Origin of the sequence: Tannerella sp. (assembly GCF_030528505.1) — a bacterium.
Classification (GTDB): domain Bacteria; phylum Bacteroidota; class Bacteroidia; order Bacteroidales; family Tannerellaceae; genus Tannerella.
Genome location: NZ_JAUMYS010000016.1, coordinates 25,063 through 46,433 on the forward strand (window position 1 = coordinate 25,063; position 21,371 = coordinate 46,433).

At 49.0% G+C, this 21,371-nt stretch carries 13 protein-coding genes; all 13 read left to right on the forward strand.

All coding sequences use genetic code 11. From position 1 onward, the window contains the following. Window positions 1-13 precede the first annotated feature (13 nt). The 13 genes from Q4A89_RS03915 (at window position 14) to Q4A89_RS03975 (ending at window position 21,008) form a co-directional block, all read left to right on the forward strand. On the forward strand, window positions 14-2,074 hold the full coding sequence (locus Q4A89_RS03915) for an acetate--CoA ligase family protein (protein ID WP_303183948.1): 2,061 nt from the start codon (window positions 14-16) through the stop codon (window positions 2,072-2,074). Window positions 2,075-2,088: 14 nt separating this feature from the next. Then, a complete protein-coding gene (locus Q4A89_RS03920; RefSeq protein WP_303183960.1) occupies window positions 2,089-3,279 on the forward strand; it encodes an exonuclease SbcCD subunit D C-terminal domain-containing protein in 1,191 nt (396 codons plus the stop codon). 63 nt (window positions 3,280-3,342) lie between these two features. Further along, window positions 3,343-6,438 (forward strand): AAA family ATPase, encoded by a 3,096-nt coding sequence (locus Q4A89_RS03925; RefSeq protein WP_303183949.1) that lies wholly within the window; start codon window positions 3,343-3,345, stop codon window positions 6,436-6,438. Window positions 6,439-6,479: 41 nt separating this feature from the next. Next, window positions 6,480-7,370 carry an AraC family transcriptional regulator gene (locus tag Q4A89_RS03930; RefSeq protein ID WP_303183950.1) on the forward strand — a complete coding sequence of 297 codons (891 nt, stop codon included), beginning with the start codon at window positions 6,480-6,482 and terminating at the stop codon, window positions 7,368-7,370. A gap of 116 nt (window positions 7,371-7,486) precedes the next feature. Then, a complete protein-coding gene (locus Q4A89_RS03935) occupies window positions 7,487-8,485 on the forward strand; it encodes a glycoside hydrolase family 5 protein (protein ID WP_303183951.1) in 999 nt (332 codons plus the stop codon). A 12-nt stretch (window positions 8,486-8,497) separates the two neighbouring features. Next, window positions 8,498-9,754: an acetylxylan esterase gene (locus Q4A89_RS03940; protein WP_303183952.1), complete on the forward strand. Its 1,257-nt coding sequence runs from the start codon at window positions 8,498-8,500 to the stop codon at window positions 9,752-9,754. 131 nt (window positions 9,755-9,885) lie between these two features. Then, window positions 9,886-13,083, forward strand: coding sequence for a TonB-dependent receptor (locus tag Q4A89_RS03945; RefSeq protein WP_303183953.1), 3,198 nt, complete (start codon window positions 9,886-9,888; stop codon window positions 13,081-13,083). A gap of 22 nt (window positions 13,084-13,105) precedes the next feature. Further along, window positions 13,106-14,890 (forward strand): RagB/SusD family nutrient uptake outer membrane protein, encoded by a 1,785-nt coding sequence (locus Q4A89_RS03950; protein ID WP_303183954.1) that lies wholly within the window; start codon window positions 13,106-13,108, stop codon window positions 14,888-14,890. 31 nt (window positions 14,891-14,921) lie between these two features. Further along, a complete protein-coding gene (locus Q4A89_RS03955; protein WP_303183955.1) occupies window positions 14,922-16,097 on the forward strand; it encodes a glycan-binding surface protein in 1,176 nt (391 codons plus the stop codon). A 7-nt stretch (window positions 16,098-16,104) separates the two neighbouring features. Beyond that, window positions 16,105-17,157, forward strand: a complete 1,053-nt coding sequence (locus Q4A89_RS03960; RefSeq protein WP_303183956.1) for a glycosyl hydrolase — start codon at window positions 16,105-16,107, stop codon at window positions 17,155-17,157. Between the two features lie 39 nt (window positions 17,158-17,196). After that, window positions 17,197-18,363: a glycosidase gene (locus Q4A89_RS03965; protein WP_303183957.1), complete on the forward strand. Its 1,167-nt coding sequence runs from the start codon at window positions 17,197-17,199 to the stop codon at window positions 18,361-18,363. A gap of 4 nt (window positions 18,364-18,367) precedes the next feature. Continuing rightward, entirely contained in the window at window positions 18,368-19,789 is a 1,422-nt protein-coding gene (locus tag Q4A89_RS03970; RefSeq protein ID WP_303183958.1) for an MFS transporter, read from the forward strand. Next, on the forward strand, window positions 19,779-21,008 hold the full coding sequence (locus tag Q4A89_RS03975) for an AGE family epimerase/isomerase (RefSeq protein ID WP_303183959.1): 1,230 nt from the start codon (window positions 19,779-19,781) through the stop codon (window positions 21,006-21,008). Before Q4A89_RS03970 ends, Q4A89_RS03975 begins: the two co-directional genes overlap by 11 nt. Window positions 21,009-21,371 lie beyond the last annotated feature (363 nt).

Sequence of the window (21,371 nt, forward strand, 5' to 3'; positions counted from 1 at the left end):
AAAGAGAATAGACATGATTACACAGCAATTGATAAACCCGCGATCTATCGCCGTTGTGGGCGGTTCGAATAACATCAACAAGCCGGGGGGGCAAATGGTAAAGAATATCCTGACCGGTGGGTTCTCCGGAAAGCTCTACATCGTTAATCCCAAAGAAACCAAGATTCAAGGCATCAAAGTGACTCCTTCGGTTCATGACCTTCCGCAGGTAGACATGGGGGTATTGGCCGTTGCTTCATCGTTCTGCAAGGAAGCAGTCGAGGTGTTGGTACATCAGAAAGGTGCCAAAGCGATTATTATCATTTCGTCGGGGTTCAGTGAAGAGACACCCGAAGGGGCTATCATTGAAAAAGAAATACAACAGCTCTGTTCGCAGGCAGGCGTCTCGCTCATCGGCCCCAACTGCATCGGGCTGGCCAACCGTTATCACCACAGCGTGTTCACGGCACCCGTTCCGGAATTTCATCCGAATGGAGCCGATTTAATCTCTGCTTCCGGCGGTGTTGCACTGTTTATCATGGAGTGTTCTATCCCGAAAGGTCTTCGATTCAATTCGATCTGGTCGGTAGGGAATGCCTCGCAAATCGGTATCGAAGCGGTGCTGGAGTATATGGACGAACATTTCAATCCGGAAGAAGACTCCAAAATTAAATTATTATATATCGAAAACATCAAAGACCCCGACAAACTGTTGTATCACGCATCGTCCCTGATACGCAAGGGATGCAAGATTGCGGCCATTAAGAGCGGCTGCTCGGAAAGCGGCATGCGAGCGGCGTCATCGCACACAGGCGCTCTGGCATCGAGCGATTCGGCCGTCGAGGCATTGTTCCGCAAAGCCGGTATCGTGCGTTGTTACAGCCGGGAAGAATTGGCCACCGTGGCCTGTGTCTTCACCCTCAAAGATATCTGCGGAAAAAACTTTGCCGTCGTCACCCATGCCGGCGGACCAGCCGTAATCCTTACCGATGCGTTATCACGCGGCGGTTTGGGCGTTCCGGCCTATGAAGGGAAGCATGCCGAAGAGTTGAAAGCACGCTTGTTGCCCGGTTCGTCCGTAGCCAACCCAATTGATATCCTGGGAACTGGGACTGCCGCCGATCTGGGACTGGCCATCGATTATGCCGATAAGCATTTCCCCGAAACGGATGCCATCGCTACCATCTTCGGAAGTACGGGGTTGGGTAAAATCTCGGATGCGCTCGAAGTGATCCGCCAAAAGTCGGAGACATGCCGTAAACCGGTGTTCCCGATTCTTCCGTCGATTGTCAACTCTTCAAAAGAAGTCGAAGACTTTATCCGTGCGGGAGGCGTAAACTTCTCCGACGAGGTGGCTTTGGCAAGCGCCGTATCGCGTGTGGTTAACACGCCCAAACCGACATCGGGACAAATCGAGCTGCAAGGAGTAGATATTCCTCTGATCCGCCGCACGATCGACCGGATCGACGAAAACGGATACCTCCAACCGGCCGACATGCAGATTCTGCTGAAAGCCGCAGGACTGACCATGGTCGAAGAATGCGTATCGACAAGCGAGGAAGAAATATTGGCTTTCGCACGTCAGACAGGTTTCCCGGTCGTTGCCAAAGTAGTTGGCCCCGTACACAAAACCGATATCGGCGGGGTGGCGCTAAACATCAAGACAGAGGAACATCTGTCGTTGGAGTTCCGGCGCATGATGAAGCTGCCGGGCGTCAAGGCCGTGATGATTCAACCCATGCTGAAAGGAACGGAACTGTTTATCGGCGCCAAGTACGAAAACCGGTTCGGGCATATCGTATTGTGCGGTTTGGGAGGTATCTTTGTCGAAGTGCTCGGTGACGTGGCCTCAGGCCTTGCACCACTCGAATACGACGAAGCTTATTCGATGATCCTCTCATTGAGAGCGTATAAGATATTCAAGGGCACCCGCGGACAAAAAGGTGTGAATGAGCATCAATTTGCCGAATTTATCGTACGCCTCTCTTCCTTGCTCCGTTTTGCGATCGAGATCAAAGAGCTTGACCTCAACCCGCTGCTGGCAACGGAGAAAGGTATCATCGCGGTCGATGCACGCATCCGGATAGAGAAATGAGCGGGGAGCGGCAGATTCGGATCATTCACACCGCAGACTGGCACCTCGGACAACATTTTTTTGAATACGACCGCCGGGCCGAACACACGCGCTTCTTAACATGGCTCAAAAACGTGCTGAGAGATCGGCAGGCCGATGTGCTGCTGATTGCGGGCGATGTGTTCGACAGTCCGAACCCTTCAGCCGACTCGCAGAAGATGTATTATGCGTTTATGCGTGAGGCGACAAGCGAAAATCCCGGATTGCAGATTATCATCATTGCCGGGAACCACGATTCGGCAGCACGTCTTGAAGCTCCCAGTCCATTGTTTGAAGAGATGCATATTGATGTGCGCGGCACAGTGCGGCGCACCGCAGGAGGCGATATCGATTATGCTCGTCTGATCGTGCCGCTTAAGAAAGGCGGGTACTGCCTCGCTGTGCCCTACCTGCGACAAGGCGATTATCCCGATGCGGAAAATTATTCACAAGCCGTACGGATACTGTACGAAAAGCTGTTTGATCTCGTCCCCGATAAACATCTGCCGGTGATTGCTATGGGGCATTTACACGCGACCGGTTCGGAGATTTCGGAAAACGACCGTTCGGAACGCACCGTCATCGGCGGGTTGGAATGTGTCTCTCCCGATGCCTTCGGTTCGGGGATAACGTACACGGCACTGGGGCACCTGCATCGTGCCCAGCACATTTCCGGACGAGAAAATGTGCGTTATGCGGGCGCACCCATTCCCATGTCGTTTGCTGAAAAGAATAACAGTCAAGGAGTTGTTTTGATCGAGCTTGGCGACGAAGTAAAAATCGAGCGCATCAAGTTTGAAGATACGGTCAGGCTGATTACCCTTCCCCGCGACCCGAAGCCGCTGCACGAAGTATTGGAAGAGCTCGGACGGTTACCGGAAGGAGAAGCGGACGAACATTCCCCCTATCTCGAAATCAAAATACGGATTACGGAACCGGAGCCTTCGTTACGCCATCAGATCGAAGAAGCGCTGAAAGGTAAGGCCGTCCGACTGACACGTATCGAGGCCGTTACGGCCGGACGGAAAGATGCCGAAAACTCTTTGGAACATGAAGAGTTACAGACAATCCATCCGATGGATCTGGCCATGAAAATTTTCGAACGGCAATATGGCGGTGAACCAATGCCCGATGCCATGCGACAATTGTTGCAACAAACCCTTCGAGAAGTCGAAGGAGCACTTTAAGCGTGTCTATCTCTCAGCTTTTTTAGCTATGTTTGCACATCCGAACGCAAGAAGAAGAAAACAATGAAAATCCTGGCTATCCGAGGGAAGAATCTGGCTTCGCTGGAAAAGGCTTTCGAAATCGATTTCACAACAGAACCGCTCAAATCGGCCGGTATCTTTGCCATTACGGGAAGTACCGGATCGGGGAAATCGACTTTGCTCGACGCCTTATGTCTGGCATTGTTCGACCAGACGCCACGCACGAGCCATGCCTCGGAGAATATTCCGATCCGCGATGTCGGCGACAAGACGCTCAATCAACGCGATTGTCGTAATATCCTTCGCCGTGGCACGAGCGAGGGCTATGCTGAAGTCGATTTCGTATCGCTCGGCCGGGAGACCTTTCGCGCGCGCTGGTCGGTCAAGCGAGCCTATAACAAGGCCGGAGGCTCAATGCAAAGCAGCGAGATACGCCTCCACAATTTATCTACAGGGCACGAAGAGCCAGGACGGAAGACGGAGCTGCTTGCGCGTATCGTCGATCTGATCGGACTTACGTTCGATCAGTTTACGCGTTCAGTACTACTGGCTCAAGGCGATTTTGCGACGTTCCTCAAAGCCCGGCAGCAAGAAAAGGCCGAACTGCTCGAAAAACTGACGGGAACAGACATCTATTCGCGCATCTCGATGGCCATTTATGAGAAGTGGAAAAACGCCAACGCAGAACTGGAAGCTGTTAGGCGGCGTATCGAAGGCATCGAACAACTTCCGGAAGAGCAACGAACGGCTTACGAAACCGAAAAAGCAACCATCGCACAAACACTGACCGAACTGAAAGACGCCTGCGACCGGCTGACGGCACACTTGAAATGGCAGACCGAGTACGCTCGCTTACGCAATGAACAGCAACAGGCCGGACACGGTCTGGCGAAAGCTCAACAAGCGATCAAAGATGCAAGTGATCGTTACGCGTACGTCGCACAGATCGACCGCGTGCAGGAGATTCGCGACACGTTCAAGCATCTGGAGAATCTTCGCCGCACCTTGTCGGAAGCGCAGGCCAATCTGCAAACGGCCATCGGTCGACATACAACCAATGAACCTCTGCTTGCCGAGGCCATCCGTGCAGTCGCCGAATGCGAAAATGAACAGATACAACTCCTTGACAAACAAAAACAGATCGCGCCGCAAATCGTTCGTGCCCGCGAATTGGACGTCTTGATTTCAAAGGCGAAGAAAGATTTCGAAGACGTCCGAAAAGAGCTTGAGGAAGCCCAAGCAAAAAGATCGAAGTCTCAAGAGACGCTGCGTAACATACAACACGCTATCGCACAGACGCAGCAGGAATTTTCCGCACGGAGCGAATGGTTTGCGTCTCATCGGGAGGATGAATCGATCGTAGCGCGAACGGAGCTACTCCTGTCCCTGATCGCCGAAGCGCAGACCGTGCATGAGCAGAGACAACGTAACGAGCAGACACTGGAGGCAAGCAAACGTATCGTACGCGATCAGGAGAAAGAGATGGAGCGGCTCAGGCTGGAGGCCGAACGGCTGAACCAAATCATGCCAGCCGAAATCGCGACACTTCGTGCACAGCTGAAGGAGGGAGCACCGTGTCCGGTGTGCGGCAGCCTTCACCATCCGGCAGCCAGTCTCGCGGAGATGCAGCGCATGAAAGAGCGGGAGTTGGAACAAGCGAAGGCGGATAATGCCCGACGGACGGAAACCATTGCCACCGATCTTGAAACACGCAAAAACGAAATCACAAAACTCTCGGCTTTAATCGAAAATTACACGACTCAGTATACTGCCGGATACCGGAAGTTAGAAGAGCATCTGTCCAGCCTACCGGATTGGCAAACCCTTTTTAAGCGTGCCGTACTGGCCGAGCACCTCACCACACGCAAAACCGAGTGGGAGAATGCAAACACCGCCCTGACCGAAGCGCAGGAACGGCTGAAACGACTCAAGATCGATCTTGAAAACGAGCAAACGCGGGCGTTGGAGACCGAGAGCGCACAGAAGACGACAGCAGAGAAAACCGAACGTTGCCGGAACACGCTCGAGCAGTGGCAAGCCGAACGGCTCACCGTGCTGCGCGGCAAACCGGCCGATGCCGCCGAAAAATACTTTACCGACAATTTGTCGCTGATCGCATCCCGACTGAAACAATTGAGCGAGAAACGCAACACGCTGTCGGCCGACCAGAAAAGCCTGATCGATCACATCGCACAACGCCGGCATGACATTGTCAAGCTCACTACCGAACAAGAAACATCCGAGCAAGTTGTCAGAACATGGATCGCCGAAAAAGAAAGTATCACCCACGAACAACTCCCGGAGCTGCTCTCGAAAAGCAGCGCATGGATAGAGGCCGAGAAACAAGCGCTGAATACCTTGAACGAAACCGAAACAACCGCCCGCGCCACTTTGGCCGAACGCAACAAAAACCTCTCGATACACCACGAATCGACAGACCGGCCGACCGGCCAAGAAGATACGACCGAAGCATTGCAGGCGCGTTTACAGGAGAAAAAGCAACTGACCGAAAATCATACCCGACGGCTGACCGAAATAGAAGTGATACTCACCACCAACACCCGTAACGAGAAACAGCTAAAAGAGCTTGAAAAGGAGCGAAAAGCCAAATACGAACATGCCGAGAACTGGAACAAGCTGAATTCACTGCTCGGGTCGGCTTCCGGCAACAAATTCAAGGAAATCGCACAAGGCTATACGCTCGATACCTTGCTCGATTATGCCAACAAACACCTCCGGGAACTTACGTCCCGCTATAAACTGCAACGCGTGCCCGAATCGCTGGCTCTGCAAGTCGTCGACCTCGATATGCTCAACGAAGTGCGCACGGTACATTCGCTCTCGGGCGGCGAATCATTCCTGATCTCACTCGCACTTGCCCTCGGCCTCTCATCCCTGTCGTCGAATCGCATGAAAGTTGAATCTCTCTTTATCGACGAAGGATTCGGCTCGTTAGACAACGATACGCTGGGTATCGCCATGGATGCGCTCGAACGTCTACAGACACAAGGACGCAAAATCGGCGTCATCTCACATGTTTCCGAAATGACCGAACGCATCGCCGTACGGATAAGTATCACAAAAACAGCGAACGGAAAAAGTGAAATTCAAATCAGAGCAACCGAACCCAAGACTTAGCGGAGTTCTTATTTATGTTTTTTTACTGAAAATAATACAGAATGAAGTCTTGTTCAAATTATATTATACGGGAAATAACACCGCTCTCGGATAAAGATTGTTTTTACATCGCCGATCGCCGGAAATCGGAGTTTACCTATCCTCTACACTCGCATGCCGAATATGAATTGAATTATGTGGAAAATGCGGCAGGAGTGCGTCGGATTGTGGGCGATTCGGTGGAAATAATCGGAGACTATGATTTAACGCTTATCTCGGGCTCAGACTTGGAACATGTTTGGGAGCAACACGACTGCACGTCGAAAAACATTCGCGAGATTACCATCCAGTTTTCATCCGATTTATTTTTCGGGAATTTCATTCATAAAAGTCAGTTCCGCAGTATCCGGCACATGCTCGACAATGCCAAGAAGGGAGTCAGTTTTCCCATGGAAACAATCATGAGAGTATATGCCTTGCTCAATACACTGTCTTCTGAAAAAGAGGGCTTTTACGCGGTGATTAAATTCCTGACCATCTTGTACGAGCTGTCGCTTTCGGAGAATTACCGTACGCTGTCGAGCTCTTCATTTGCACACATCGACGACGGAACCGATAGCCGTCGCGTACTGAAAGTACACGAATACATCAACACCCGCTACAGAGAACCGATCCGTTTGGAAGAGCTAGCCGATCTGGCAGGAATGACTCCGGTGGCTTTCAGTCGTTTTTTTAAGCTACGCTCGGGCAAAACCGTATCGGACTACATCATCGATATCCGTTTGGGACACGCTTCGCGCCTGCTGGTAGATACGACCCATTCCATCGCCGAAATATGCTATCAGTGCGGATTTAATAATTTATCGAACTTCAACCGCATCTTTAAAAAAAAGAAAGAGTGTTCACCCAAAGAGTTTCGTGAAAATTACCGGAAACGGAAGTCTGTATTTTAACACGATCTTTCTCTTCTCGCGGCAAAATAGTATCATTATTTGATAAAATAAACATATTATTGTCCGACCATCGATCTTATTTTTGCACGTACATTTATAGATAAAATATGCGCGCTATGAGAACACTTGCTACCATCATATTTTTTTCTTTCTTCATCCTTGCCTTTCAGAATTGTAGAGTGGAGTTTGATGCAACGAAAGATAAAAGACCCGATTTTACGGGAAAAACATCCGTTGAAAAGCACGGAAAGCTATCGGTAAGCGGCTCATTTCTCGTAAATGAAAAAAATGAAAAAGTGGTGCTGAAAGGAGTTAGTTTCGGTTGGCACAACTGGTGGCCTCGTTTTTACAACGAAGGCGCTGTCGGCACATTCGCTTCGGACTGGAATTGCAGCGTAGTACGCGCAGCCATGGGAGTTACCTCTCAGGGTGGCTATCTTTCCGACCCGCAGCTTGCCCTCGATTGTGTAACCCGTGTAGTGGACGCCGCCATCAAAAACGGAATTTACGTCATCATCGACTGGCACAGCCATGCTATTCGTACGGAGGAAGCTATTGGTTTCTTTCGTGAAATGGCAAGTAGATACAAAGACTTTCCCAACGTAATATACGAGATATTCAACGAGCCAGAGAGAGATTCATGGGAAGACGTAAAAGCATATTCCGAGCGGATAATCGGAGAAATTCGCGACATCGACCCGTCGAACATCATCCTTGTGGGTTCGCCTCATTGGGATCAGGATATCCATATCGTTGCCGACAATCCCATTACGAAGTACGATAATATTATGTATACATTGCATTTTTACGCCGCCACACATCATCAGTTCTTGCGTGAGAGAGGCGATTATGCCATCTCGAAAGGAATCCCGATTTTTGTTTCGGAATGTGCCGGAATGAAAACCACGGGCGACGGCCCCATCGATCGGGAAGAATGGCAGAAATGGTTGGAGTGGATGTCTCAAAATCAGATCAGCTGGGTTGCATGGTCTGTCTCCGATAAAAATGAAACCTGCTCGATGATGCTTCCTTCCGCGCCTTCAGAAGGGAATTGGAAAGATCGAGATATAAAAGAATGGGGACAAATTGTCAGAAAAGAACTTTTAAAACAATAATTTTTTTCAAAAATGAATATAAAACGCCTCTTTCTTGTTTTTATCGTACTGATTGCCAGTACGACGTTTGATGTAAGCGCTCAAGATGCAAAAAATAAAATGCTCGACGTTGAGCTGCTGCAACCCGAAAAGTTAATGTTCTACTCGTCTCAAACACCGGAAATACGGTTCGTTGCTAAGAACACAGCCAACAGTTTGGTCTCGCAACAGATTACGCTACAAATCGATACGGATAAAAAGATTCGACTGTACTCGTTATCCCAACAAGTGACAGTAAATGCCAACGATTCGGCCATGTTTTCTTTTTCCTTTACCTTGCCCAATCCCGGATTTTACCGTTGTACCCTATGGTTGGGCGGAGCGGTCGAAAGCAGAAAATTCAACATCGGGTACGAGCCGGAGGCGATCGTCTCGCTGCCCGACTCTCAGCCCGATTTTGATGATTTCTGGCAAACGACCCTCGGAGAACTTGCTGCCGTAGCCCCCAAATATACGCTGATTGCGCTACCCGAACATTCGTCCGGGAAACGAAAAATGTACCGGGTAACCATGAAATCGTTCGGCAATGTGGAAATCGTCGGTTACTATTGTGTCCCGACAGTTCAAGGCAAACATCCGGTCATTGTTTCATACATGGGGTATGGTTCCAAACCTTGGATGCCCGATGCCGACGGTAATCCCGACCACGCAGAGTTTATTCTCTCGGTTCGAGGGCAGGGATTGAACCAATCTTCAAATATCTACGGCGACTGGATAACGTACGGGTTGCAATCGAAAGAAGCCTACTATTACCGCGGCGCTTTTATGGATTTGATTCGAGCGATTGACTTTGTAGCATCGCGTGAGGAGGTCGATGGGCGCAATATTTTTGTCGAAGGAGGCAGTCAGGGCGGCGCTTTTCCCTTAATTGCCTGCGCATTGGATAATCGAATTGCCGCGGCGGCGCCCTTTATTCCTTCTCTGTCGGATTATCCCGACTACTTTGATATTGTTGATTGGCCGGCCAACTCCATCCGCAAGAAACAGGCCGAGATGGAAATCTCCGACAAGCAACTTTATGAAACGCTATCCTATTTCGATGTGAAAAATTTTGCACGGAGAATAACTTGTCCCATAATAATGGGGGTGGGATTGCAAGATGAGGTATGTCCGCCGCATACCAATTTTGCCGGATACAACCTCATTCGGTCTCCCAAGGAATACCATATTTTTCCTCTTTCCGGACATGATGTCGGACCGGAATGGTGGCAATACAGAAGTACGTTTTAAAAAAAATACAGGAAGTAAAAAAGATAAAAAAGTATGATGATCTGATAAAATAATATTTAACGCATAGATGAAAGAGTTTCTATTTTTGCACTCAGAAAGTAATGTTTTTTTAATTCTTTAAGAGAAACTTTATGAAGAATATCTTTATGTTGTGTATGGCTCTGACGATGAGCTTTCAAATCATGGCGCAACAACGCAGAATTACCGGCACTATCGTGGATAGCAAAGATAAATCTGCAATGATCGGAGCCAATATAATGGAAAAGGGAACATCCAACGGCACCATTACCGATGTCAACGGAAATTTTTCGCTCAATGCAACATCTGCCAATCCGGTTTTGGTTATATCGAGCATCGGATACCGTACGCTTGAAGTTCCTGTAGGGACCCGGAGCAAACTAAACCTTCAGATGGAAGAAGATACGGAATTGCTGGATGAAGTTGTGGTTGTGGGTTACGGTACCATGAAGAAAAGGGATTTGTCGGGCGCCGTAACTCAAATCAGAGGCGATGAAATCATGAAAAACAATCCGGTGGATTTAAGCCAAGGCTTGCAAGGAAAAATTGCCGGGGTTATTGTCAATCAGAGCGACGGTGCGCCGGGAGGCGGTGTAAGCATTCAGGTGCGCGGCGCCAATTCGTTCTCCACGAGTACGCAACCGCTCTATATCATAGACGGCGTACCGTTTGATACGAATGCCACGCCCACAAGTAAAACGAACGACAATAATAATCAGACTTCCAATCCTCTGGCATTTATTAATCCGCACAACATTCAATCCATCGAAGTGTTGAAGGATGCGTCCGCAACCGCTATTTACGGGTCGCGAGGTGCAAACGGCGTGGTTATCATAACCACAAAGCGGGGAGAGTCGAGTTCGGCGCGGGTGGAATTTACCTCCAACTTCTCGACCTCACGCATCGCCAAACGCGTCAAAGTACTGAATGCCTATGACTACGCCAATTACATTAACGAACAATATGTGAACAGTTACCGCTACAGCAACAGGCCCTACTCGGTTCTTCTCTATCCCGGCATCTGGCATTACCCGACCAATGCCGACGGTACACAGGATTTTACCAATGGGAAATATCAGCCGAAACCCTCCGATTTCCTGAAGCCGGGTATGTATACCGATGCTCACGGAAACCAAACCTCCGTGGGATTGGCCGATTGGCAAGATCTGATTTATCAGAACGGAGCATCGCAGGAATACAACATCAATGTTTCGGGCGGTTCGGACAAGGGATGGTATTCTTTTTCGGGCAACTACCTCGATCAAGCAGGTGTGATCAAAAAATCGGGATTCAAACGATATACCTTAAGCACGAATTTGGGACGGAAAATACACGATTGGCTGGAAATGGGAATGAATATCATTTACACCAACACCAATACCGACTTCGCTAAAACCAGCGCTTACGATTATGGCATCATCCGTTCTTCGCTGATCTTCCCCCCGACATACGATCCGAACATCGATACTTCCACTTCCGATCAGTTGAATTGGCTGGCTGCGAATCCGTATGCCTACATCAACTCCTCGAAAGATCATTTGAAGTCCGTTAACATATTCAGTTCTTCGTACATGGAGGTGAAATTGCTGCCTTATCTGAAATTCCGTCAGAATCTCGGATTCAGTTACAACGGCAACAACCGGGGAACTTATTACGGCCGCCACACGCAGGAAGGGGCCGCATCAAGCAATATCAACGGGCGTGCGGGACAAGCCGATAACTGGTATCAAGGCATTACTTCGGAATCGATCGTTACATTCGATAAAAGCTTTAAACAGATACATGCCGTGAATGCTGTAGCCGGATTTACGGCCGAGAGAGCCGATTGGGGGAACAAGTCGATGAGTGCCACCAATTTCCCGAATGACTTGACAAACGAATACGACATGAGTCAGGGACTTAATCCCGGGAAACTGATAAGCGATCGTGGCGCATCCACATTGGCTTCATTTCTCGGACGGATCAATTATACCTTGATGGAGAAGTATATTTTTACTGCATCATACCGTGCGGACGGTTCAAGCAAATTTACTCAGAAAAATAAGTGGGCCGGTTTCTTGTCGGGGGCGTTTGCATGGCGTGTCTCGGAAGAAACATTTGTTAAAAATCTGAAGGTTTTCAGCAATCTGAAAGTGCGATTAAGTTACGGAGAAACGGGGAACCAGGGAATAGGAAGCTACCGGACTCTGCCTATGTTGAGCACGGCAAACTATCCTTTCGACGGTTCACTGAACAGCGGTTTTGCACAGGTAGATTGGCGCGGCCCCGTGGCCGATGACCTGCGGTGGGAAACGACCTCGCAGTATAATGCCGGTTTGGATTTGGGTATCTTAAACGGACGGATGAATTTCACGGTAGATTATTACCGTAAAAAAACGCGCGATTTGTTGCAGGAGGTACAGATTCCATCCAGTACAGGGTTTCGCAATATGATGATAAACAGTGGATATGTCACGAATGAAGGGCTTGAGATCAGTGGAAAATTTTACCTGCTTCAGAATACGCCGCTTAAATGGAACATCGACGCCAATATCGCTTTCAACCGGAATAAAATTGGCGGACTGGAAGCCGACCAGTATGCGAACAGGCTTTGGTATAAGGCGGATGAAGTGTTCCTTCAACGCAACGGAATGCCCATTGGCGCCATCTACGGATATGCGGAAGATGGGGTCTACGACAACCTGGCCGAAGTGTTGGCATCTCCCGATCCCGAAATCCGCAACAAAGGCAAGGCGATGATTGGAGAAATCAAATACCGAAACTTTGACAACGATCCGGCCATCACATCGGCCGACCGGGTTATTATTGGCGATGTAAATCCCGATTTTGTGTACGGAATTACCAATAACCTCATCTGGAAAAACTTCAACCTGAGTTTTTTCTTTCAGGGAAGCCAAGGCAATAACATCTTCAACGGCAACCTGATGGATATTTCGATGGGCAATATCGGGAACATTACGCAAACCGCTTATGACGGGCGTTGGACGGAAGAAAATAGCGCCGACGCGACCTGGCCGAAAGCCATTGCGACCTACGATCGCACGATGCTCATCTCCGACAGGTACGTCGAAGACGGATCGTATCTGAAACTGAAAAATATAAGCTTGGGATATAAGTGGAATCCGAAATTCAAAGGAATTTCTCATATCAATATGTATGCCGGCGCTACGAACCTGTTTACCCTCACCAGATACAGCTGGTTCGATCCGGAGGTGAACGCTTTCGGTGCCGATGCTTCCCGACGCGGCATCGACATCTATTCCTATCCGGCCAGCCGCACTTTTTCGCTCGGACTGAAAATTACTTTTTAAATCAGATAAAAGAATATAAAACATGAAGATCAACAATATATTTATCGTTTCAGGTTTTTTGCTTGCGGGTATCCTCTCTTTCTCTTCCTGCAACGACTTTCTTGCCGAAAAACCTTATTCTTTCATCGGGCCTAAACAGCTTGGAAACGACAATGAGGCCGTTAATCAGTGGGTGACGGGTGTTTACAGCAAATGGTCGAACGATATGTTTCGCTGGAGCAATTTCCCGCGCGTGCTCGAAATGGACTGCGATTATACAACCGGACCTGACTGGGCGTTCAGCAACCTGGGGGCAGGCAATTTTCAGGGCGACGAGGTATCGGCTGCCATCTGGATAGGATGTTATAGCCTGATAAACCGTGCCAATGTCGCCATTGCTAACATCTCGAAAATAGATGGTGCCACGGAAAAACACAAAAACAACGGACTGGGCGAAATGTATTTTCAGAAAGCGTTTGCCTATTTTATGCTTACGAAGGCTTACGGAGAAATACCGTTGTTTGATGTGGCCATCAGCGAAGGCGCGAATCAGCATCAACCTCGACGGCCTATTCCCGAAGTATATGCCGAAATTATCCGCCTCTTGGAACAGGCCATTCCATTGCTATACAAGAATACTGATCCCGAATATCAAGCCGGACATGTGGCTGCAGGTACAGCTGCCGGACTTCTTGCAAAAGTGTATGCCACGATGGCCTCCGGAGCTTTGCCGCAAGGAGAGGAGATGATTGTAAAAACTGGGTCTTCCTATCGGATGAACGGTACCGAGAAGGTCTTGACGCTTCCCGTTGCCAAAACTTTTCTCAAAAAACAGGTAAAGGGATACAAACCGTTTGATTGGCGCGAGAACTATGCCAAAGCAGCGAAATATGCCGGGGACGTCATGAGCGGCGTTTACGGGAAATACGAACTCTTGCCTTACGATCAGATGTGGAAACAGTCAAGCGTGGATGCAAGCGAATATATGTTTACCTTGCGGGCAAAAGCCGGAGACGAAGAATATGGCAACACCATTCACCAATGGTTCTGTGGAATACAGAATTCCTCGGGAATCATTCAAACAGGGCTTTGGATCGGCAACCGCTTTCATTGGTACAGTCTCTTCGACCACAGGGATTATCGCATCACGAAAGGCGTAATGCATCGATGGAGGTATTACTATCAGACAAACGGAAACTACGGATTCTACTATCCTAAAACGCCCGAATACACACTTATGGCCACCGGATACGACAGCAACGGCAACAAAGTCGCCGAACCGGTAGCTCCCTATAACGACGGTGTAAACTACATCTACAATACGACCAACGAGTGCCTGGCCTTTACGACCAAATACGCCGACATAACCGATAAAACGCAATCACGCTCGAATGCTTTCTGGCCTTTTCTGCGTTTAGCGGATGTGGTACTGGTTTATGCCGAAGCACAATGCGAACTAAGTTCGGGCGTCTCCTCCGAAGCCATTGAGGCGCTCAATAAAGTGCGGATGCGCTCAAACGCCTATCCGGCAGGCATAAGCGGCGACGGAGCCATTACTTCCAAAGTCGCTTTGCGCTCCGCAATCTTCGAAGAGCGAGCCAAAGAGTTGGCATTGGAAGGCGATCGACGCTGGGATTTGATTCGCTGGGGGCTCTACCTTGATGTAATGAATTCCATCGGCGGTATAAATACCGACGGCACCACGACTACATACGACGAAGCGGGCGTAAACAAATACCGCGAAAACCGGCACCTGCTCTTTCCGCTGCCTTCGGCAGAAGTTGCTACCAATAAAGCCATCGATGGCAACAATCCCGGATGGAACTGATGTATTTTAATCATTTACAAACAAAAAAACTATGAAGTCATTATATATAAAATCAATCGCAACGTATCTGCTTCTATCGGTTGCCGCCTGCCAAGACATCGTTACCTATAACGACGGATACGACGACGGTACGATATCAACCGGCGCACCTTCGGTATCGGGAGTCTATAAATACAACGATACCGATGCTCAAAATCCTATCACGAAGGCCTCATTCCTCGATATGATTATGCTGAAAGGATCCAACCTGAGCAACGTAAAGAAAATTACCGTCAACAACGTAGAGGTTCCTCTTTCGGAAGTCTATGCACGTGCCGATGCAGCCTATTTCCCCATTCCGCGAGTTATACCGGCCGAAGTAACCAACAAACTCTATTACGAGACGGCATTGGGCAGCACCACCGTAGATTTTACCGTTACCGTTCCGCAACTGAAAATCGAACGATTATACAACGAGTTCGCATTGCCCGGAAGCTCGGTACAAGTGGTGGGCGAATTTTTTGACCTCTACGGATTCGGCACCGGATCCGATGCTACGGCCTCCGTCTCGATGAACGGCACGGCGATGAAAATCGATTCCCTGACCGAAAAATACATGTCGGTGGTCATTCCCGAAAATGCTCCCGATAATACCCTCATAACGTTTACGTATATGAATGGCAATACAAAAGTTACCCAGAAGGTACCTTACCGTTTCACAAAGAGCGTTGTTTGGGATTTATCCCAACCTTCGGCATACGGATTCTGGGCCGGAACCGAACACATAACCAACGGATCAGGAACAAACGATCCGGAACCTCTTTACGGGCCATATATCCGCATAGCAGGCTCATTCAAGAGCTGGAGTTGGAACAACCTGCCTTGTGGGGGATTTAATCTGGACGCCGATATTGCGGCGAATCCGGCGGACTATCTGTTTAAGTTCGAAGTCTGTTCGGCATCGGGCAATCCGTTCTACGATTCGGGAAAGGCCGGATATTTAATTCAGCTGAACGGCGGACAATATGCCTGGAATCCATCTCAAACAAACAGTTTTAATACCTATGGCAAATGGTGCACCGTCTCTTTGGAACTCACGGAGGTGGCCACAAAAGGTTTAAAATCGGGATGGATCGGCATGTTCTGGATTTTGCAGCCTAACAGCGACTGGAATGTCGACCACAGTTTTGCAAACATACGGATTGAAAAGAAAATAACCAATCAATAAAAAAGAAATGAATAGATACATGATCCTGCTCTTTTGTCTCCTGACGATTTCCCATTCGTACGGATGCAGCCCTTCATCTCCCGAAACGGAGGAAGATGAACAGGCCAGTTTGTGTTCCAAAAATCCGATGCCGCAAACCGTGAATCTGTTTCGGTTTTTACAGGAAACGTACGGAAAAAAAATTATCTCCGGGACGATGGCCCACGTTGCATGGAATACCGCCGAGGCCGACTGGGTATTTGCTCAAACGGGCAAATATCCCGCTTTAAACGGTTTCGATTACATACACTTGCGTTACTCCCCCTCAGGATGGATCGATTATGGCGATATTTCTCCCGTTGAAAACTGGTGGAAAGCCCATGGATTGGTATCGGGCATGTGGCATTGGAATGTGCCTCAAACAAAAGGAAGTGCGGAGTACGCTTTTTATGCTCCGGGCAAAGGCCAGGGATCGTCCGAAACCGATTTTGACATCAGCCGGGGTGTACAAGACGGAACGGACGAGAATTTAGCTTTAAGAATCGATTTGGTGAAAGTGGCCGATTATTTGTTGTTGCTTGCCCAAAAAGGGATTCCCGTTATCTGGCGTCCGCTTCACGAAGCTTCCGGCGGTTGGTTCTGGTGGGGTGCCAAAGGGCCGGAGGCTTACAAAGCGCTGTGGAAGATGATGTTCGAGGTGTTTGAAGCCAAAGGAGTAAACAACCTGATCTGGGTATGGACGTCGGAAGGACACGATCTCGACTGGTATCCGGGCGACGAATATGTGGATCTGATAGGTATGGACATTTACCGGGAAGAGAATGCGCACGCGTCGCTGATCGACCGGTTTAAACAGGCAGAGCGCATCGGCGGCGGGAGGAAAATGATCGCGTTATCGGAATGTGGCGGTATTCCCGCGCCCGACTTAATGTTCGAAAAAGGCGATACGTGGCTTTGGTTTATGCCTTGGTACGATGCTTACACCCGCCAAGACAAATGGAACGGAGCGGCCTATTGGAAAACCGTAATGAACGACCCGCGCATAATCACCCGGGATCAAATGCCGAATCTGAAGGAATAAAAGCATCCGCGACGATGAACAACATATGGATTCTCCCTTATGAAATCTTTTCGACAACAAATAGAACGATTGCAACACCTACACGAGCGACTCATAACCCGCCCGAATAAATCTCTTCCCGAATCTAACGGTTGGTTCTCACGATACGAATTTCCTGTTCTCACCGCACTACATACCCCCGTTTTCTGGCGTTACGACCTGGATGAGAGAAGCAATCCGTTTCTGATGGAACGCATCGCGATGAACGCTGTGATGAACGCCGGAGCCATCAAGTGGAACGGGAAATACATCTTGATGGCTCGTGTGGAAGGGGCAGACCGAAAATCGTTTTTTGCCGTTGCCGAAAGTCCCAACGGGATTGACAACTTCCGTTTTTGGGACTATCCTGTAACCATGCCTGTGAATGACCCTGCGGAAACCAACATTTACGATATGCGGCTTACCCCGCATGAGGACGGATGGATGTACGGCGTCTTCTGTGTGGAAAAGCTCGATCCGGCCGCACCCAAAGGCGACCTCTCGTCTGCGCTGGCTTCTGCAGGCATCGCACGTACCAAAGATTTGAAAAATTGGGAACGGCTTCCCGATATAAAATCGAAAAGCCAGCAACGAAACGTAGTACTTCATCCCGAATTTGTGAATGGGAAGTATGCTCTTTACACGCGTCCGCAGGATGGCTTTATCAACGCCGGAAACGGTTTCGGTATCGGCTGGGCATTAACGAACGACATCACCAATGTTCAAATTACGGACGAGCGAATCATCGATCGCCGTTACTATCACACGATCAAAGAGCTGAAAAACGGAGAAGGACCCGCGCCCATAAAAACCGATAAAGGATGGCTGCATCTGGCGCACGGTGTGCGAAATTGTGCCGCCGGATTGAGATATGTATTGTATTTGTACATGACCTCGCTTCAAGACCCGGCACAACCGGTTGCCGCGCCGGCCGGATATTTTATGGCGCCCGAAGGGGAAGAGCGTGTGGGCGACGTCTCCAACGTGCTTTTCTCCAACGGATGGATTGCCGACAACGACGGAACGGTGTACATTTATTACGCCTCGTGCGATACGCGCATACATGTGGCGACCAGCTCTATCGACCGCCTGGTGGACTATTGTTTGAACACTCCCCAAGATGGTTTGACGACGGCGGCATCAGTAGAAACGCTGAAAAAGTTGATCGACAAAAACCTCAAAAAGTAGCGTTATGTCTTTCGAAAAAATCAGTCTTCGGGAAAAAATCGGATACGGATTAGGGGACGCGGCATCTTCTATGTTCTGGAAAATATTCGGGATGTATGCTCTGTTCTTCTATACCGATGTGTTCGGTATTACTGCGGCAGCGGCGGGAAGCATGTTTCTCGTTGTCCGCCTGATCGATTCTGCAACCGATCTGTTGGTCGGAATCCTCTGCGACCGTACAACATCGCGCTGGGGAAAATATCGCCCGTACATCTTGTGGTTTGCCGTGCCGTTTGCCGTAATGGGAACAATCACTTTTTTTACGCCCGATTTCGGGCAAGCCGGAAAATTAGCCTACGCCTACGTTACCTATTCGCTGATGATGCTCGTTTATTCTTTCGTAAACGTTCCTTACGCTTCGCTGCTCGGTGTTATTTCGCCCGATCCCAACCAACGCAACACGCTTTCCTCTTATCGGATGTCTTTCGCCTTTATCGGCAGTTTTATAACGTTTATGTTGTTGCAGCCGCTGATCGATTTCTTTGCCAGGACGTTCGACGCCGGCAGTACAACGCAATCCTCCGACTCCTCTGTCAGTACCTCCGCCGTGGGATGGGTGCTGGGCGTGGCTTCCATCGGAGCGATCTGTGTGATATTGTTTCTATTATGCTTCAATTGGACCAAGGAGCGCGTAACTCAGATCGAAACGGACAAAAGCACTTCCGTGAAACAGGATTTAAAAGAGTTGTTCCGGAACGGACCTTGGTGGATTCTGGTTGCGACAGGATTGGCCGCACTGCTTTTCAACGCCATTCGCGACAGCGTAGCCATTTATTTTTTCAGAGACTTTGTGGGCCTGAACTACAAAATGTCGGGGACAGGATGGGATATGGCAACGACGTATTTTCTCGTGGGCCAGGCCGCAAATCTGATTGGCGTGATACTGGCTCCGACGTTGTCGGCAAAATACGGAAAAAAACGTACGTACATGATTGCCGTTTTCATGGCAGGCATATTCAGTGCGCTGTTTTACCTGATCCCCAAAAATTTCTTTCCGATTATGGCGTTTCAGTTCGTTATTTCGCTGTTCGCCGGATATGTGTTGCCTCTGCTCTGGTCGATGTTTGCCGACGTCGTAGATTATCACGAATTGACTACCGGTCGCCGAACTACGGGATTGATATTCTCTTCGTCATCCATGTCTCAGAAATTGGGTTGGGCATTCGGTTCCGCTCTCAGCGGATGGATACTTGCAGCGTTTCGCTATTCTCCCAATGCCGTCCAACAGTCGACCGAAACGCTTTTCGGACAGCATATGATGATGAGTTTAATCCCCGCCACATGCTGTTTTTTGGCATTTGTGGGAATGATGTTTTACCCCCTTTCGGATAAAAGAGTAAAAGAAATTACGGAAGAACTAAACCTCAAACGCCAACATGCAGGCTGAAATACGACGACTGAGAGAAGACGCTACACGCATTCTTACCGAGAACATTCTGCCGTTCTGGATGGATAAGGCAATTGATACGCAAAACGGCGGTTTCTATGGGCGCATTTCGGGAAGCAACCGATTGTTCCCCAACGCTCCGAAAGGGTCTGTGCTGAATAGCCGAATTTTGTGGACGTTTGCAGCGGCATACCGTCTGTTTGGGAAGAATAAATACCTGCAAACGGCAAAAAGGGCAAAAGAATATCTCATAAGCCGATTTTTCGACGAAGAGTTCGGCGGCGTTTATTGGTTGCTGGACGGGAAAGGGTGTCCGTTAGATACCAAAAAGCAGATATACGCCCAAGGATTTGCTGTTTATGGGTTAAGCGAATATTACCGCGCTACGGGCGACGAAGATGCGTTGAACTACGCCATCAAACTCTATCGCTCCATTGAGCAAAACAGTTTCGATGCGGAGAAAAACGGATATCTCGAAGCCTTTACGCGTACCTGGCAACTCATGAACGATATGCGCCTGAGCGAGAAAGATGCCAACGAAGAAAAAACGATGAACACCCACCTGCACATTCTGGAGTCCTACGCCCATCTGTTCCGAGTGTGGAAGGACAATTCGCTGAAGAAACAACTCAAAAACTTGATTGAGATCTTTTTGAATAAAATGATCGATCCCCAAACAAATCATTTGCGCTTGTTTTTCGATGCGGATTGGAACAACAAATCGGAAGTGGTATCCTACGGACACGATATCGAAGCCACATGGCTCCTCCACGAAGCGGCCTTAACGCTTGCCGACGATGCGATGATACTTTCCGTGGAAAAAGTGTTGCCGCTCCTTTTGCACGCTACCGAAGAAGGGGTGCAATCCGACGGAAGCATGGCGTACGAAAAAAATATCCGTTCGGGGCATCTTGACTCCGAGCGTCATTGGTGGGTGCAGGCCGAAACCGTAGTAGGCTTTCTGAACCATTATCAATATTTTGGGGATAAGTCATCGCTTGCCAAAGCATTGAATTGCTGGGAATACATTCAGGAAAATCTAATTGACCGGCAGCACGGCGAGTGGTATTGGAGCATCCTGCCGGATGGTTCGGTAAACCGCCGCGGGGATAAAGCCGGTATCTGGAAATGCCCGTATCACAATGGCAGAATGTGTATGGAGATCATCGAAAGAGCTGAGCTCCTTCTCAATTCCGCATCGCAAGAAGGGGAAGCTTAATAGAGTTGGGAAGTGACAAAGAGGCCGTCTCAAAACGAGGTAGCTCTTTTTTTCAGATCAAGCGCTGCGTAGGTCGATTTCCCTTTGGCGGAAGCCGAGTGTTCGCAAGCCTATTTTGCCCCGTTGTTGTACAACAATGACCTTCAAACAGCATGTTTTGCCCTGTTGTTGTACAACAATGACCCTTAAACAGCAGTTTTGACCCCGTTGTTGTACAACAACGGCATAAAACGGAACTTTCTGCCGCGCTGCCGTGTTCCCGTTACGTTTAAACCCAAATTACACGATAGACTGTTCGGCGTTTACCATTATTTAGTCATCCCTTAAAAAGCCCAATTTTCTTCGCCTTGTAAAACTTGGAAA